This is a genomic window from Hoeflea sp., assembly GCF_984452065.1.
Map to the genome: position 1 here is coordinate 1 of NZ_CFHWAF010000013.1, position 15,585 is coordinate 15,585.

16 protein-coding genes and 1 tRNA gene are annotated in these 15,585 nt (G+C 61.5%); 7 read left to right on the plus strand and 10 right to left on the minus strand.

Going from position 1 to position 15,585, the window contains the following annotated elements; all coding sequences use genetic code 11:
• The coding region (locus AC5E6N_RS04335) for a TIGR02302 family protein (protein ID WP_491746664.1) at nt 1–2,055 on the plus strand (2,055 nt) is incomplete at its 5' end.
• Between the two features lie 16 nt (nt 2,056–2,071).
• Here AC5E6N_RS04335 and AC5E6N_RS04340 read toward each other — a convergent pair.
• The 3 genes from AC5E6N_RS04340 to AC5E6N_RS04350 all read right to left on the minus strand — a co-directional run bounded on the left by AC5E6N_RS04340 (nt 2,072) and on the right by AC5E6N_RS04350 (nt 3,970).
• Nucleotides 2,072–2,434, minus strand: coding sequence for a response regulator (locus AC5E6N_RS04340; protein WP_491746665.1), 363 nt, complete (start codon nt 2,432–2,434; stop codon nt 2,072–2,074).
• 210 nt (nt 2,435–2,644) lie between these two features.
• The gene (gene hpt, locus AC5E6N_RS04345; protein ID WP_491746666.1) at nt 2,645–3,190 is read right to left on the minus strand and encodes a hypoxanthine phosphoribosyltransferase; all 546 of its coding nucleotides are present in this window, start codon (nt 3,188–3,190) and stop codon (nt 2,645–2,647) included.
• Nucleotides 3,191–3,367: 177 nt separating this feature from the next.
• Nucleotides 3,368–3,970 carry a hypothetical protein gene (locus tag AC5E6N_RS04350; RefSeq protein WP_491746667.1) on the minus strand — a complete coding sequence of 201 codons (603 nt, stop codon included), beginning with the start codon at nt 3,968–3,970 and terminating at the stop codon, nt 3,368–3,370.
• A 287-nt stretch (nt 3,971–4,257) separates the two neighbouring features.
• Between AC5E6N_RS04350 and ftsE the strand changes: the two genes are divergently transcribed.
• The 4 genes from ftsE (at nt 4,258) to AC5E6N_RS04370 (ending at nt 7,560) form a co-directional block, all read left to right on the plus strand.
• Nucleotides 4,258–4,917, plus strand: coding sequence for a cell division ATP-binding protein FtsE (gene ftsE / locus AC5E6N_RS04355; protein ID WP_491690392.1), 660 nt, complete (start codon nt 4,258–4,260; stop codon nt 4,915–4,917).
• Complete coding sequence (locus AC5E6N_RS04360; RefSeq protein ID WP_491746668.1) at nt 4,910–5,896, plus strand: cell division protein FtsX; 987 nt, start codon at nt 4,910–4,912, stop codon at nt 5,894–5,896. The genes ftsE and AC5E6N_RS04360 overlap by 8 nt, the downstream gene beginning before the upstream one ends.
• A 68-nt stretch (nt 5,897–5,964) precedes the next feature.
• A complete protein-coding gene (locus AC5E6N_RS04365) occupies nt 5,965–6,690 on the plus strand; it encodes a YdcF family protein (protein ID WP_491746669.1) in 726 nt (241 codons plus the stop codon).
• A 72-nt stretch (nt 6,691–6,762) separates the two neighbouring features.
• Nucleotides 6,763–7,560 (plus strand): lysophospholipid acyltransferase family protein, encoded by a 798-nt coding sequence (locus AC5E6N_RS04370; protein WP_491746670.1) that lies wholly within the window; start codon nt 6,763–6,765, stop codon nt 7,558–7,560.
• Here the strand turns inward: AC5E6N_RS04370 and AC5E6N_RS04375 are convergent.
• Nucleotides 7,550–8,077, minus strand: coding sequence for a gamma-glutamylcyclotransferase (locus AC5E6N_RS04375; protein WP_491746671.1), 528 nt, complete (start codon nt 8,075–8,077; stop codon nt 7,550–7,552). The genes AC5E6N_RS04370 and AC5E6N_RS04375 overlap by 11 nt on opposite strands.
• Nucleotides 8,078–8,158: 81 nt before the next feature.
• Here AC5E6N_RS04375 and AC5E6N_RS04380 point away from each other — a divergent pair, with 81 nt between their 5' ends.
• Nucleotides 8,159–9,172, plus strand: coding sequence for a DUF2125 domain-containing protein (locus AC5E6N_RS04380; protein ID WP_491746672.1), 1,014 nt, complete (start codon nt 8,159–8,161; stop codon nt 9,170–9,172).
• Here the strand turns inward: AC5E6N_RS04380 and AC5E6N_RS04385 are convergent, their stop codons facing one another.
• Both AC5E6N_RS04385 and hisC read right to left on the minus strand, forming a co-directional pair.
• A complete protein-coding gene (locus AC5E6N_RS04385) occupies nt 9,173–10,120 on the minus strand; it encodes a prephenate/arogenate dehydrogenase family protein (protein ID WP_491746673.1) in 948 nt (315 codons plus the stop codon).
• Nucleotides 10,117–11,220, minus strand: coding sequence for a histidinol-phosphate transaminase (gene hisC, locus AC5E6N_RS04390; RefSeq protein ID WP_491746674.1), 1,104 nt, complete (start codon nt 11,218–11,220; stop codon nt 10,117–10,119). Before hisC ends, AC5E6N_RS04385 begins: the two co-directional genes overlap by 4 nt.
• A 256-nt stretch (nt 11,221–11,476) precedes the next feature.
• Here hisC and AC5E6N_RS04395 point away from each other — a divergent pair, with 256 nt between their 5' ends.
• Nucleotides 11,477–12,781, plus strand: a complete 1,305-nt coding sequence (locus AC5E6N_RS04395; RefSeq protein ID WP_491746675.1) for an amidohydrolase family protein — start codon at nt 11,477–11,479, stop codon at nt 12,779–12,781.
• Nucleotides 12,782–13,034: 253 nt separating this feature from the next.
• On the opposite strand, the gene AC5E6N_RS04400 is transcribed toward AC5E6N_RS04395, so the two are convergent.
• The 4 genes from AC5E6N_RS04400 to AC5E6N_RS04415 all read right to left on the minus strand — a co-directional run bounded on the left by AC5E6N_RS04400 (nt 13,035) and on the right by AC5E6N_RS04415 (nt 15,360).
• On the minus strand, nt 13,035–14,138 hold the full coding sequence (locus tag AC5E6N_RS04400; RefSeq protein WP_491746676.1) for a glycine cleavage T C-terminal barrel domain-containing protein: 1,104 nt from the start codon (nt 14,136–14,138) through the stop codon (nt 13,035–13,037).
• A gap of 211 nt (nt 14,139–14,349) precedes the next feature.
• Nucleotides 14,350–14,844 (minus strand): GNAT family N-acetyltransferase, encoded by a 495-nt coding sequence (locus AC5E6N_RS04405; RefSeq protein WP_491746707.1) that lies wholly within the window; start codon nt 14,842–14,844, stop codon nt 14,350–14,352.
• A complete protein-coding gene (locus tag AC5E6N_RS04410) occupies nt 14,841–15,137 on the minus strand; it encodes a type II toxin-antitoxin system TacA family antitoxin (RefSeq protein ID WP_491746677.1) in 297 nt (98 codons plus the stop codon). Before AC5E6N_RS04410 ends, AC5E6N_RS04405 begins: the two co-directional genes overlap by 4 nt.
• Before the next feature lie 146 nt (nt 15,138–15,283).
• Nucleotides 15,284–15,360 (minus strand) — tRNA-Arg (locus AC5E6N_RS04415).
• Nucleotides 15,361–15,585: the final 225 nt, after the last annotated feature.

Consider the following 15,585-nt stretch of genomic DNA (forward strand, 5'->3'; position numbering starts at 1 on the left):
TTTGTGGTCGGTTTTGCCTATTCCCACTCCAGCCGTTCCGGGCTGCTTGACGACGCGTTCCACTCTCACAACACACAGGCCGGGCAGGTCGCGGGCGTGCGCGTGGACGCCTGGGTCACACCGCCCGAATACACCGGAAAGGCCCCCCTGTTCCTCACCGGCAGCAGCAGGGACCTGCCGGATACCATTCCAGTCCCGCAGGGCAGCGAGATGCTGGTTCGCATTGTCGGCGGGACCGGCGGCGAACAGGTGATCTACCGGTCCGGCGATGAAGAAATCTCCGTCGCGGTCGATGATCCGGCCGCCGATTCGCCGGTTCAGCCGGTTGGCGCAAATGCATCCAGCTACCGCTTCGAAGCACCCGCGGACGGGATCCTCGAAGTCCGCAGGGGAACGCAGCTGGCCGAAAGCTGGCGCTTCGAGCTCATTCCCGATACCGCGCCGCAAATCGCCTTTGACGGCGGGCCCGGACGCGCGGCGAACGGGGCGCTCGAAATCGGCTTCGTACTCAGCGACGACTACGGCGTCCAGCGTGCCTTTGCCGAAATCGTCCCGGCCGAAACGCAGTCCGGCGACGCGAGGCCGCTCTACGAGCCGCCGGAATACCCGCTCACACTGCCGCGCAAGACGGCACGCGAGCGAAAGGGACGGGAAAGCCGCAGTCTGACCGAACATCCGCTTGCCGGAAAGCCGGTCAGGGTGACCCTTGTCGCCGAGGATTTCATCGGCCAGACGGGACGCAGCAAGTCGCATGAAATGATCCTGCCCGGACGGTTCTTCAGCAATCTACTCGCCGGCGCGGTCGCCGAACAGCGTCAGGTCCTGGCGCTCGATGCAAACCGCATCGACCGCGTCATCGACCTGAACGACGCCATCACCACCGCGCCCGAGGAAACCATCAGGAACAGCACGCATTTCCTGCTCATCAAATCGGCGCGCGCCAGGGTCAAGCAGGCCTGGGACGACGACATGCTGCGCGATGCCGCCGATCATATGTGGGACATCGCGCTGGGTATCGAGGATGGCGACCTTTCCTTCGCCGAGCGCCGGCTGCGCGATGCGCAGCGGGCCCTGTCGGAGGCCCTTGAAAACGGCGCTTCCGACGAGGAAATCCAGGCACTGATGGACGAGCTGCGCGCGGCGATGAACGAATTCCTGCAAGCCCTTGCCCAACAGATGCAGCAGAATCAGAATGCCCTCCAGCAGGTGCCGCCCGAGGCGCTGCAGAATATTCTGCGCCAGCAGGATCTTGACCGCATGCTCGACCAGATCGAGAACCTTGCCCAGTCGGGCGCCCGCGATCAGGCCCAGCAGCTCCTGTCGGAACTGCAGCGCATGATGAACAATCTGCAGACCGGCCAGCATCAGCAGGCTCCCGGCGACAATCCCATGCGCCAGCAGATGGACAGGCTGGGCGAACTGATGCAGCAGCAGCAGCAACTCATGGAGGAAACCTACGGTCTGGAACAGGCGCTTCGTGAAAGACAGCGGCAGGAATATTTCCAGAACGAGGAAGGCCAGCAAAACCGGAGCGGCGAGCAGGGCGAGATGACCGAGGAACAGTTGCGCGAGGCCTTGCGCCAGCTGCGCGAACAGCAGGAAGGCCTGCAGCAGCAGCTCGGCGAGCTGCAGGAAAAACTCGAGGAATTCGGCCTTGGCCAGAATGAGGGCTTCGGCGAGGCCGGCGAGGCCATGGGCGAGGCCGGCAAGGCGCTCGGCGAAGCCGAGGGCGGCACGGCGGTCGAAGAACAGGGCCGCGCGCTCCAGGCTCTGCGTCAGGGCGCACAGCAGATGATGAACCAGATGCGGCAGGCCATGGGCGAAAGCCCCGGTCAGCAGCCCGGAACGGCGCGCAGGGACCCGCTCGGCACGGATCCGCTCGGACGGCCGCGCGCCAATTCAGGTCCTGATTTCGGCGAGGATGTGAAGGTTCCCGAAGAGGCCGACATCCAGCGCGCGCGGCGCATTCTGGAAGCCATCCGCGAACGTCTCGGCGATGCCTTCCGGCCTGAAATGGAGCGGTTTTACCTGGAGCGGCTGCTCGACAACCGGTAGGGCGTTGCAGCGCCCGTCAGGCGGCGAGCGCCCCGGCCACGACCCCGCGAATATCGGGCAGCGTGAACGGTTTCGGCACGACATCGACAATGATATCGGAAAGCGAATCGGCGCGTTCGCGCTGTCCGGCAAAGCCGGTCATCAGCAGGATCTTGAGTTCGGGGAATTCCGCCGCGGCGGTGTGCGCCAGCTCGATGCCGTCCATCACCGGCATGCGGATATCCGACAGCAGGAGATCATAGGCCGTGTCTTCACGCAAATAGCTCAGCCCGTGTGCGCCGTCCTCGGCCTCCACGACGTCATGCCCGTCCATTCTCAATGCCCGGCTGACAAAACGACGAAGCGATTCCTCGTCTTCGGCAATAAGGATCTTTGCCATTCTTTCCCGTCCGACTTGTCCGAACACCGGTTGTCCGATGCTCTCCCTTTATCATTTGCGGCACCGCCGCCGCCCGCAGATATGTCCCGGCCCACAGCAAACCACTCAAACCTTGTCACAGGGTAAATGCGCATCCGTTGCGCCATCAAACATCATGCGCCGGACGACATTCGCCATTTCATGCTTAACAGAAGGTTGGCCGCACAAGGCCTATCCGGCATCCCCGGTCACGACGCCCACAAAGGGCAGTTCGCGAAACGCATAGGCAACGTCCATACCGTATCCGACGACAAAATAGTCCGGGCATTCGAAGCCGACAAAATCGGCATTGAGCGTGCCTTCCCGGCGGCTTGTCTTGTCGAGCAGCACCGCGATCGAGACGTTGCGGGCGCCGCGCTCATACATGAGATCGCGGGCAAATCGCAGCGTGTTTCCCGATTCGAGGATGTCGTCGATCAGCAGGACATCGCGGCCGCTGACCTCGCTGTCGATATCCTTGATGATCCTGACGCCGCGGCTCTTGGTCCCCTTGCCGTAGCTCGACAGCGTTATGAACTCGACTTCCGGCTCAAGTCCGGCCGCGTGCAGGGCGCGCAGCAGATCGGCGGCGAATATGAAAGACCCTTTCAGGATGGAAATGACCAGCAGGTCTTCTTTCGGTTCGGCGGCAATCTGTCTGGCAAGACCCAGATTGCACTCGGCAATCTGTTCGGGCGAAAACAGGATGTCGATATTCTTCCCGCGGACAACAGGCATATGGGCAAATCCGGATCAAGGCTCTTCAGCGGCACAGCCGGCACGCCTGACGCGCGGCCATCCCGTTGCCGGTGTAGAACATGCATCGGCAAAGGAAAAGGGGCAAAGGAAAAGCCAAAACGGAATTATTAGCGATGTTTCCCGGCATTATGGGCCCGGGCGGCGGGCGCGTTCACATCAGCGGGCGGTGCCGCCGCCGGCGAGCGATACGCTCAGATTGCCGTAATCGCGCACATTGCTGGGCACACGGACGCGAAACCGCGTGCTTTCGCCGGCCGCCAGCCTTTCCTTGCCGGCGCGGGCGTAAAGCGGCATTTGATCGCCCTGCGCCTCCTGCGCAGAGATTGTCAGCAAAGGCACATCCTGCGCATCGGTCGAGTGGTTCCTGATGACGCCGTGGACGACGAAATAGGATGTGTCCCACACACGCAGCGGATCGACGCTGACATCGGAGAGGCTCAGGCCGTCGCCCGCACCCGTCCCGCCGGAAAACAGGGCATGGCCGCCTGAGATCCAGAACGCCAGAAGGCTGACGACGGCGACAAGCCCCGCAAAGCCGGCAGCCGGGCGCTTCGCGACATCCTTTCTTCCAGACGGTTGATTTGTAAAAAAGTTCACGCCGCGCTGTGATTCCGTGGCGGTGCCGGAGAAATCCGTTGCCCGTACCTGCGGACGCACAACAGGCGCCGGATCGCGCACCGGTCTTGCCGGGCGGATGTCGTCTTCGACATGCTCGAACTCGGCATCGATGATGTCGTCCGCGAACGCGGGTCCGGACAATTTGACCCGGTGACCGGGTGTTTTTTCGTTGCTATGTCGCGAAGGCTGTTTCGCAAAACGATTTCGCGTACTATAGCCGAATCTGTGTTTGCCGCTGCCGCTTTGCATGAGCTGTCTGCTGTTCCCCTGGCCCGGCCGTTGCGGGAATTCCTTAGCCTTCGTAAACGGATTTGGTTAACAAAGAAGAAACCCGGCGGCTGGCGCGTGCACAAAAGGGCCGACTTTTACCCGGCATTAACCGTGGCGGCAGGGCGGGCGGGTATCGGTAATGCAGGAACGAGGCGGGCGTGATCGACTTTGACAATGTTGGACTGCGATATGGCATGGGACCGGAGATCCTGCGCGATCTGACATTCGACGTTCCGCGACGCTCGTTTCAGTTCCTGACCGGACCGTCGGGTGCCGGCAAGACGACGCTTTTGCGCCTGATGTTCATGTCGTTGCAGCCGACACGCGGTTTCGTGCGCATTTTCGGCCATGACATCACGGCGATCCCGCAGCAGGAACTGCCCAAGCTGCGCCGCCGCATCGGCATCGTTTTTCAGGATTTCCGCCTGCTCGATCATCTGACGACCTATGAGAATGTGGCCCTGCCCCTGCGGGTGCGCGGAAAGGACGAAACAAGCTACCGCACCGACGTTGTGGAGCTCTTGAAGTGGGTCGGGCTCGGCGACCGGATGAACGTGCTGCCGCCGATCCTCTCGGGCGGTGAAAAACAGCGCGCCGCCATCGCGCGCGCCCTGATCGACCAACCCGAAATCCTGCTGGCGGATGAGCCGACCGGCAATGTCGATGCACCGCTTGCCCGGCGGCTGCTGCGGCTCTTTATGGAACTCAACAAACTCGGCACGGCCGTTGTTATCGCCACCCACGATCTGTCGCTGATGGATCAGGTGGACGCGCGGCGCATGATCCTCTCGGGCGGACGGCTTGAAATCTATGAATGACGTAACGCAAAGCGAAACCGGCCTGCAGGACAGCCGGCGGGAAATCGTACTGAGACCGACGGCGCCGATCGTGCCGGCGTCGAACATTGCCGGCAGCTCGCTCATGCTGGTGATATCCATCATGTCGTTTCTCGCCTGCCTGACGTTGGGCGCCGTGATCATGGTGCAGGACACGGCAAGCAGCTGGCAGAGCCAGATCTCCCGCGAGATCACCATCCAGATCAAGCCCGAGCCGGGTCTGGACCTTGATGCGGAACTGATGAAGGCGCGTGACATCGCCCTGAGTTTCACCGGAACGACGGCCGCGAAGATCGTCGATGCGGCGGCAACCGCCCGCCTGCTGGAGCCCTGGCTCGGCGAGGGCCTCGACATGGAGGAGCTTCCGGTACCGCGCCTGGTCATCGTGACCATCGACGAGTCCTCGCCGCCGGATTTCGCCGGCATGCGGGCCGCGCTGGAGGAGTCCGTTGCCAATGTCTTTCTGGACGATCACCGCACCTGGGTGGACCGGCTGATCGCCATGGCCAATACGACGGTCATCATCGGGCTGGGGGTCCTCGCCCTCGTCTTCACGGCAACCATACTGACTGTAGTCTTCGCAACGCGCGGCGCGCTGTCGGGCAATCATCACATCGTCGAAGTTCTGCATTTCGTCGGAGCGGAGGCGAGTTTCGTCGCGTCCAAATTTCAAAAGCACTTCTTCCTGATCGCATTGAAAGGCGCGCTGGCCGGCGGTCTCGGGGCGACACTGTGTTTTGCGGTCGCCAGCCTGTGGGCAAGCGTCAGCCTGGCAACGCCGGAGAGCGACCAGGCCACAGCGCTTTTTGGCGGTTTTTCCATGGGTGCCGGCGGCTATATCGGCGCGCTGGCGATCGTGGTCATCACCGCCGTTCTCACCGCCCTGACGACGCGCATTACGGTGATCCGCACGATCGCGGAAATCGATCTCATCCGGTCCGATCCGACCTATTCGATCTAGATGTGAGTTCTCACCAGGTTGTTCACAGCGTTCTGGCGCTTGCCACAAAGGCGCTGTATGGAAGACTCATGAACACCGAACAAAGCGGCGAATCGGTATCCTCCGATCCGCCGCAAAAGCACGGCGGGGGCGTGCGCTGGCTCATGCGGCTTGCAGGGATAACCCTGCTTCTCGTCGCCGTGGCGGTGGGTCTTGTTGCCGGCAGCTTCCTTCGCTTTTCGCGCGACGTCATCGAACTGGCGCCGCCCGGGACGCTTGCCAAGGCTGACGGTATCGTCGTCCTGACAGGCGGAAGCCAGCGCATTGACCGGGCGGTGGAGCTTCTGGCCGACGGGACGGCCGCGCATCTGCTTATCTCCGGCGTAAACCCGTCGACCACGGGCAGCCAGATACAAAGGCTGACACGGGCGGAACCGGCGCTTTTTGAGTGTTGTGTCGATATCGGACATGACGCCATCGACACAATCGGCAACGCCAACGAGGCCGCCCTTTGGGTCCGCAAGAACGGCTATCGCGACGTCATCGTCGTCACCAGCAACTACCACATGCCGCGCAGTCTTCTGGAACTGAGGCGCGTCGATCCGCAGACAAACTTCATTCCCTATCCGGTCGTCATTCGCGACCTGACCCACCTGCGCTGGATGCAGGAGCCGGGGATTATGCGCATGCTTGCCGCCGAATATGCCAAATATCTCGGAGCACGGCTGCATCTGTCCCGCGGAACCCATTCGAGAGACGGGCTGCGTTCAAGCAACCGGGATGTGGCCGCCGGCCGGACCGCCAAGTCAGAGTAACTCAAGGGCGATTGACACCGCCCCGCCCATCGTCACAGTAGGCACTGAAAATCAATCTGGCCCGACTTGTCGATGCTCATTGTCCGTTCCGCGCTGTTTAACCTGGCGTTTTATCTCAATCTGATCGTCCGGATGATCATCTTCACGCCGCCCTATTTCCTCATGCGCAGAAAAGCGGCCTGGGTTATCCCCAAGAACTGGGTGCGTTCGAGCAACTGGCTCATGGAGCATATTGCGGGCACGACCCACTCGGTCGAAGGCCTGGAAAACATTCCCGAGGGCGGCTACATCATCGCGCCCAAACACCAGTCGTTCTGGGACGCCATCGGCCTGCTGCCTTACCTCGACGATCCGTTCTACATCCTCAAGCGCGAGCTCACCTGGATTCCGCTGTTCGGATGGTACGTCAACAAGATGCGCATGGTGCCGATCAACCGCGGCAGCCGTGAAAAAGTCATGCCGGCCGTGCTCGAGCAGACGAGGCAGCGGATGGCGGACGGACGCCAGCTCATCATCTATCCCGAAGGCACGCGGCGTCCGGTCGGCGCCGAACCCGCCTACCGCTACGGCATCGCCCGCATCTACGCGGAACTCGACGTACCGGTCATGCCGGTGGCGGCCGTTGCCGGCCTTTTCTGGCCAAGGCGTAAATTCCTGCGCTACCCGGGAAACATAAAGGTGCGTTTCCTACCGCCCATCCCGCCCGGCCTGCCGCCGGAGGAGTTCATGCAGCGCCTGATCGACGTGACCGAGACCGCCGTCGACGAACTGCTCGTCGAAGCGGTCGAGGACAATCCGGACCTTCCGCTGCCGGACCTTGCCCGCAAGAGATATGAGGAACTGACGAAACGAAAAACGCTCAGCGCGTAGGCGCGTCCATGCGCCGGGCCACATCCTCAAGCCAGTGATCGCGGATATTCATGTCTTTGAGATGCGCGACCGTGCTCGCGACATAATCGACATTGTGTCCGGATTGTCCTTGCGAAACGGAAACGCGCCGGGCCGCATCGTCGGCCGACAGATGCCCGGCAAACTGATGATGGCGCGTGTCGGCGACATAGCAAACCGCGATGATGCGCCGCCCGTCCGACAAATGAACCGGCGAGGTGCGTTCCAGATAGACATTGGTGACCAGTTCGCGCGCCCGCAGATAGGACATCACCGGCTCACGCTTGTCGCCGCTGACGCGGTAAACCATGCCGGTGCAGGAACCGCCCTGATCCAGCCCCAGCACCAGACCCGGCTTTTCCGGCGTTCCGCGATGAACGTGGGAATAGATGCAAAGCGCTCTGCGGTAGCCGAAAAGGCGTCCGCGCTTTGCCTCCTCGAAGTCAAATCCCGGCCGCCACATGAGCGAGCCGTAGCCAAAGACCCAAAAATCATCCATATCGTTGGTCAGCATCCCGAATACGCGGCCCTGCCGCGCTGGTTTGTCATTGTCAGGCAGGCCGCACAATTGGAGAACCGAATGGCAAGGTCAAGTGACAAATCGCCGGCGAACCCCTCGCGCAGATATCTGTGGCTGGTGATCCTGATCGTTGTGGCCATCGCCGGTTACACAACCGTCTGGTTCTACCTTGCCGGTCAGCTTGAAAACCGAAGCCGCTTCCTGCTCAGCGACCTGCAGAACCGGAACGTGTCGGCCGACTGCCGGGACCTCGACGTCCGTGGTTATCCGTTCCGGCTCGGCCTTTTTTGCACCTCGGTCGTTGCCCAGGATCAAAAGACCGCGACAACCGTTTCGACCGGCGGCTTCCGTTCCGCCGCTCAGATCTACAGGCCCAACCATATTGTCTCGGAGCTCGACGGTCCGGTGTCGGTCGAGGCGCACGCCGACCTTCTTGCCGATCTGAACTGGGACACGCTGCGCTCCAGCACCGTCTTCAATCTGGAAGGCCTCGACCGCGCCTCGCTGGAAAGCAAGGACTTCCGGGCAAATGTGACATTGGCGGGTGCCTCCGACCCCGTTGAGGTAACGGCTGAGACCTCGCAATTTCATGCCCGCCGCAACAATGCCGATCTCGACGCGGTCTTCCGCCTCAACACCGCGGTTCTGCGCTTCGGCGAACAGCTTGCAAACGCCCCCGCCCTCGATCTCCAGGCGGATGTGACCCTTGCCGACAGGGCGTGGCTTCTGACCGGCGGCAACCGGCCGCGGCATCCCTGGCGCGATCTCAGCGCGTCGCTCAACAACCTCAATGCCGATATGGACAATGGCGCGGGCCTCAGCATGGAGGGCCCGTTCTCGATCAATCAGGACGGCTATCTGACCGGCAAGTTCAATCTGGAAATCCGCAACATGCAGGCCTGGCAGGAGGTTCTGACGGCCGCCTTCCCGCATCTCGCGGAGGAAATCGGCAACGCGGCCGGTATTGCCGCCGGCATTGACAGCGGCAACGGGTCGCTGTCGCTTCCGCTCAATATCGACAACGGAACCGTCCGGATCGGTTTCATCCAGCTCGGCAAGCTGCCGCCGATCTGATCAGGACCCTTCTTCCGCCTGCCCCTCGGTCTGGGCGACATGGCGGCCGAAATCCGGAACGTCCACATCCTGGCCCGCCTCGATGATCGACTTGCGGATATGGCGCGTGCGGCTGAAGAGGTCGAACAGCTTGTCGCCGTCGCCCCACCGGATCGCCCTTTGCAGCGACGAGAGGTCTTCGGAGAACCGCGCCAGCATCTCAAGGATCGCCTCCTTGTTGTTGAGGCATACATCGCGCCACATGGTCGGATCCGAGGCCGCAAGACGGGTGAAATCGCGAAAACCCGACGCGGAGTATTTGATCACTTCGGACTTTGAGATGGTCTCGAAATCATTGGCCGTGCCGACGATGTTATAGGCGATGATATGCGGCAGGTGGGAGACGATCGCCAGCACCATGTCGTGATGCTCGGGATCCATCCTGTCCACCATCGATCCGCAGGCCTGCCAGAAACCGGTCAGCGTATCGATGGCCGCCTCGTCGGTGCCGGGGATCGGGGTGAGGATGCACCAGCGGCCGTCAAAGAGCTCCGCGAACCCGGCATCCGGGCCCGACTGCTCCGTACCGGCGATCGGGTGCCCGGGGATGAAGTGCACGGTGTCGGGAAGCACGGGGTTCATCTGCCCGACAACCGATTGTTTGGTCGATCCGACATCGGTGACGATGGCGCCCGGCTTCAGGCTGCCGGCGATATCGCGCGCCACCCTGGCCGACGCGCCGACGGGAACGCTGACGATGACAAGATCGGCGTCGCGCACGGCCTCCGCCCCCGACGTCGTATAGCTGTCGCCAAGCCCCAGATCGTGCGCGCGCTCAAGCGTCTCGGAACTTCTGCTCGTCACGGCAACGGTATCGGCAAGGCCGCGCGCCTTGATGACGCGGGCAAGCGACGAACCGATCAGACCGATCCCGATCAGCGCAATCTTTTCAAAACGGATATCACTCATGCCTCGTCCATGAACTCCCTGAGCGCCGAAAGCACGCCTTTGTTGGCTTCTTCACTGCCCACCGTCATGCGCAGCGCATTCGGGAAGCCATAGGCCGTGACACGCCGAAGGACAAAACCCCGGCCGGTCAGGAAAGCATCGGCATCGGCCGCCGTCCTGGACGTACCGTCGAAATGCACCAGCACGAAATTGCCGACCGACGGCGTGACCTTCAGGCCCAGCTCTTCGAAACCTTCGATCAGACGGCCGCGCCAGTCCTCGTTATGGGCAACGGCGCGCTCGACATGGTTGCGGTCGCGGATCGCCGCCGCCCCCGCGGCGATCGCGGCCGCGTTGACGTTGAACGGGCCGCGAATCCTGTTGAGCGCATCGATGACGGCCGTCGGAGCATAAATCCAGCCGATGCGCAGCGCCGCCAGGCCGTAGACCTTGGAAAAGGTGCGCGCCATGACGACATTGTCGCTGCCCGACACCAGTTCGATGCCGGATTCATAATCGTTGCGGCGCACATATTCCGCATAGGCCGCATCCAGCACCAGCAGCACATGTCCCGGCAGGCCGGCCTGCAGCCGCCGCACCTCATCGACCGGAAGATAGGTGCCGGTCGGATTGTTCGGATTGGCGAGGAACACGATCTTCGTCCGCTCGCTCACGGCATTGAGGATCCCATCGACATTCGCCCGGCAATCGGTCTCCGGAACGCTGACCGGCACGCCGCCGGCACCGGTGATCTGGATCTTGTAGACCAGAAATCCGTGCTCGGAAAAAATACCCTCGTCGCCGGGCGACAGGTAGGTCTGGCACAACAGGCCGAGCAATTCGTCGGACCCGTTTCCGCACAGGATATTGGCAGGGTTCAGCCCGTGCACTTCGGCGATGGCGTCCCGCAGTGCATTCGAGGCTCCGTCCGGATAGATTTCCAGATGATCCAGAACGTCCGACAGCGCCTTCACCGCATTGGGGCTGGGCCCGAGCGGCGTCTCGTTGGCGGAGAGCTTGTAGACGCGCCCGACACCGGACGCGGTTTCCTTTCCGGGCACATAGGCCGCGATATCCATCACGCCCTTCTTGGGTGCCGGCACTGTTCTGGCACTGGTCATCTTCACGATTCCCTGTTTGCGCCACGGGATCGGAACCGCGGCGAGCGGTAACAACCAGCGGGGCATAGCCCCATGGGGCCTGAATGTCGAGGCCCTGGCGGCGTTGCGGCAACCCCGGCAGCCGCATCCAACCGCACGAAGCGGCTGTGAACAATGGACAAAATCCGCGACGCAGGCACCAGGAAGCGCTTGCCGGACCTGCTGGCAGCATGCTGCAATGCGGTGTTTACGGACCCCGGCCGCACTGGAGACCTTCATGCTCGATCTTCTCATCACCAACGCCAATCTCCCGGACGGCAGAAACGGCGTCGACATCGCGGTCTCCAACGGGCATTTCGAGGCCATCGAACCGTCGATCGATGCGGAGGCGCAGGAGACACTCGACGCCGGCGGAAAGCTGGTCTCGCCGCCATTCGTCGATCCGCATTTTCACATGGACGCGACGCTTTCACTCGGCCGGCCGCGGCTCAACCGTTCCGGGACGCTGCTCGAGGGGATCGCGCTTTGGGGCGAACTCAAACCGCTTCTCACCCATGAGGCGGTGGTTGAACGCGCGCTGCGCTATTGCGACCTTGCCGTATCGCGCGGCCTTCTGGCGATCCGCAGCCATGTCGACATCTGCGATGACAGACTGCTGGCCGTCGATGCCCTGATCGAGGTCCGCGAAAAGGTCGCGCCCTATATCGACCTGCAACTGGTGGCCTTCCCGCAGGACGGGCTTTTCCGTGCGCCGCAAGCCGAGGAAAACCTGCTGCGCGCTCTCGACAAGGGCGTCGACATCGTCGGCGGAATTCCGCATTTCGAACGCACCATGCTCGAGGGCGCCGCATCCGTGCAAAGACTCTGCGAAATCGCCGCCGAGCGCGGATTGCCGGTCGACATGCATTGCGACGAAACGGACGACCCGCATTCGCGCCATATCGAGACGCTGGCCGCCGAGACGGTGAGGCTCGGCCTGCAGGGCCGTGTCGCCGGCTCGCACCTGACCTCGATGCATTCGATGGACAATTACTACGCCTCCAAACTGATACCGCTGATCGCGGAGGCCGGGATCCACGCCATTCCGAACCCGCTGATCAACATCACGCTGCAGGGCCGGCACGACACCTATCCGAAACGCCGCGGGCTGACTCGGGTGCCGGAAATGCTTGCCGCGGGCATCAATGTCGCCCTCGGCCAGGATTGCTGCATGGACCCCTGGTACGCGATGGGCAGCGCCGACATGCTGGAGGTCGCCCATATGGCCGTCCATGTCGCGCAGATGACGTCGATCGACGCGATGAAACAGGCTTTTGACGCCGTCACCGTCAATTCCGCCCGCGCCATGGGTCTCGACGATTACGGCATCGAAAAAGGCAAGCCCGCAAACTGCGTTCTCCTGCAGGCCCGCGACCCGGTGGAGGCGATCAGGCTGAAGGCAAACCGGCTCGCCGTGTTGCGCAACGGACAAATCATCGCGCGGACTGAGCCGCAGGTGGCGGCCCTCAGTCTTCCGGGCAGGCCGGATTCGGTCGATGCGTCCGCCTATGCGCCGGTGGAAAACCCTGCGGAGGAGAGCTGAGCATCCGCTGCGCGCAATCCCCGTGTTGACAAATAACGGGCCCCGCTACCATTTTGACCATTGGGACAAAATTAGAAAATCACGCGCTCTCAGGCATTCGCCTGGACAGGGAAACGTCCGCAATCCAGATGAACACAACCATGATAATGAATCTGACACGCAGGCATCTATTGGCGATTGCATTCGGGACCGCGACGGCGTTCCCCGCACCGTCCCTTGCCGCCGACAAGGCCAAGGTCGCCGGGATTTACCGCTAAATGAAAGGCAGCGTGCAAAGGGATGCGTCGACAGCCGCTTCGTCCTTGATCACGGAAACCTCCTGACCGGGCGCGAGGTCGGATGAAACGAGGCCGAAGCCGATATTGCGCTTGAGCCGGTAGGACCAGGCGCAATTCGTCAGATCGCCGACTTTGCGTCCGTCATGAACGATATCGAACCAGAGTGAAGACAGCGCCGCCGGCGTGTCGCCCTCAAGCAGCACGCCGAGCTGCTGGCGTTCAGGCCCCTCGGCCTCGATTGAACGCAGCGCCTTTATGCCGATGACATCGTCGTCCACATCAAGATCGACAAATCCGCCAAGTCTCACCTCGAACGGATTGGTCCGGTCATCGGTATCCCCGCCCCAGGAAAGCAGGCCGCTTTCGACACGTTCGCTCGGATTGGGGTTGCCCGGGCCAATATCGAAGGGAGCGCCCGCCTCCCGGACGAGGTTCCAAAGGGCCGTGCCTTTCGAGCCGTCGAGAAGATAGAGTTCAAACCCGCCCTGCTTCGACCAGCCCGAGCGGGCAACGGCAACCGGAATGTCCTCGATAACGGTCTCGCGGAACCAGAAATACCTGATATCGCGGACCCAGTCGCCGAAAAGCGCGGCAACGACATCCTCCGCCTTCGGGCCCTGAACCGCCAGCGGCGACGCATCCGCCTCGAAAACGGTCACGTCAAGGCCCCGCTCGGCGGCAATCGCACGCGCCCAGAACAGGATGTTCGAATCGGCAATCGAGAGCCAGAAGCGGTTTTCCGCGTGTTTCAGAAGGATCGGGTCGTTGATCAGCGTGCCGGCATGGTTGCACAGCGCCACATATTTGCCCTGTCCGATTCTGCACGAAGACAGGTCACGCGGCGACAGGATCTGTGCAAGGCGCGCCGCGTCCGGCCCGTAAAGCTCCACCTGACGCTCGACCGCGACATCCCACATGGAGACACCCTCGATGAGCCGCCAGTATTCCGCCTCCGGTTCGCCGTAACCGGTCGGCATCAGCATATTGTTGTAGGTCGAGAAGCTGCGCACACCGGCCTCGACGGTCGCGTCGAAGAAGGGAGAGGGCCGCATGCGCGCCGACGGTGAGATCGAGAACATCGCGTCTGTCCTGTCCGTTATGCCGCAGCCGATTAGAAGCACGTCGCGACGTCCGGTCAAACAAAGCTTTTGCAGCCAATGCCTCAAAAATTTTCACCCGCCGCCGTCCGCACTGCAGGACCGTCAGGCACCGGAATTTGCCTTGATGTTCGCCCTGTTTTTGTATGGATGGTCACGATCAAAGTCCGCACGGCAAAGCACGGTCCCTGCTCTACGCCAGAACCTTTCGTGCCGTATCGAGAGGCAACATGAGCACCAGCGGGTCGATCGGCGACCTTGAAAATCCGTTGTGCAGGTAGAATGCGGCAGCGTCCTCATCGAGCGCGTGAACCAGCAGCGCGCGCATTCCTGCCACATCGGCAGCTTTCAACGTCCGGCAAATTGCATCTTTCAAAAGCCCTCTGCCCAACCCCAGCCCCTGCCGGGAGCCATCAACCGCCAAACGCCCCATGAGCATCACCGGGATTGGGTCCGGCATATTACGCTTGACCTTTCCAGGCGTCTGCTTGCTTTCAATTGACCCGTTTGAAAGGCAGTAATATCCCACAACACGAACATTCTCACAGACCACGTAAGTCCGCGAGGCCCCCGAAACCTCGTTCTTGATTGCCCGTTGCCTCAGCCAGTTATCAAGGACAGGTCGACCACTATCGAACTTTGAAAAGTCGTGATCGGTCTTTACTGGTTGAGGTGGTGTTAAGGTCACCGCTCCCAAGGAGATGGTGCAAAGAGAACCTTCCCAAGGGCCTCTGTCGGTTCAACCGGTGCATCGAGACAAGCGACGAATTCCGCATATTCAGAATCGTCAAGAAAAAACAGTCTCTGATCCAATAGCGTATTCTCCGCCGCTTCCCGGGCGCTGTCGAGCATGAATTCCGTGCGCGTCTTGCCCAGGCGACGGGCTGCACGGTCGATCAGCGCCTTCTGCTCTGCTGAGGCACGCAGATTGATCGTCTCCCGAAGCGAAGTTGTCTCCTCACGCCGTGCTTGTGAAGTCATGGAACTCACTCACTTCCATCTGATTTGAGCTTTGCGGTCGGCTTGTAATGACATTGTATATATCGCCGTGTGCGCACAATGTAAAGACAAACGGCTTTCGAGCAAGCGAAAACAACAGAAAAATTCTCATAAGTATTTGAAAAATTTGGTGATCCCGACAGGATTCGAACCTGTGACCTATTGATTAGGAATCAATCGCTCTATCCTGCTGAGCTACGGGACCCCGCTCGCTGTTTAGCAAAAGCATTCGCCGCTGCACAGAGGTCAATTGACCTCAATTGGCGCTCAGCCCGTGAGCACGATATGCGGAACTCACGAAGCGCAACCGCCATCTTCTCGTCATTTCAGAAACGATAAAATTCACGGCAAGGTCGCGGTCTTCCAGTATCGGAAAAAAGAAGACCCCCGATGAAAGGGATCTTCAGCCGCGCCTGGGTAAAAGGTCAGG